Genomic DNA, 783 nt, shown 5'->3' with positions numbered 1-783 from the left:
GGTATTGTTCAAAACCTATACCCAATCTATAATACCTACTTCAAAAACAAACAAAGACTAAACACACCATGATACCCTTAGATCATTGCCCAAAATGCCAATCAAACCACATTGTCAAAGCAGGGTTTGCTTATGGCAAACAAAGGTACAGATGCAAAGACTGCAAACATCACTTTACGGTACTTTATAAAAGCACCAAAAAAGATGAAAGCATCAGAAAACTTGCCATAGATATGTACCTTGAAGGCTTAGGCTTTCGTGCGATTGGTCGTGTTTTAGGTATTGGGCATAGTACCGTATATTATTGGGTTAAAGAGCTTGGCATAAAACATGAAGCGACCTATCATACCAATCTAGACCACAACAATGAAGTGATTGACGTGGTAGAGCTTGATGAAATACACAGTTACAGTAAGTTTAAAAAAACACCTGCTGGACTTGGATTGCCATTGACCGACAAACAAAACAAGTTTTAGGTTTTGTCTGTGGTAAACGAGACACTAAAACCTTTCAAAGACTATACAATCAACTGAACATAGATAATATCAACCTGTTTTGTAGTGATTATTGGAAAGTCTACCAAGAGGTGATTCCAATTTATAAACACCTACAAAGCAAAGCCCAAACCTTCACAGTTGAAGAGTATAACAGTAGGATACGTCATTATCTTGCAAGGTTTAAACGTAAAACCAAATGTTATTCTAAGTGCAAAAAGATGATTGAAAACTCTTTAAATCTACTCTTTGCTAAGTGGAATGGCAGGTTGAGCTATGTATAGTTGGT

General features: G+C 36.4%; 1 pseudogene. It reads left to right on the top strand.

Features of this window, described 5'->3' with window-relative positions:
* Positions 1-68 precede the first annotated feature (68 nt).
* Positions 69-664: pseudogene (locus B0180_RS09970) on the top strand (IS1 family transposase); the annotation flags it as partial.
* Positions 665-783: the final 119 nt, after the last annotated feature.

This window comes from Moraxella canis, from assembly GCF_002014965.1.
GTDB lineage: Bacteria > Pseudomonadota > Gammaproteobacteria > Pseudomonadales > Moraxellaceae > Moraxella > Moraxella canis.
Note: the sequence above shows the minus strand (reverse complement) of the source record. Positions and strands in the feature narration are given on the sequence as shown.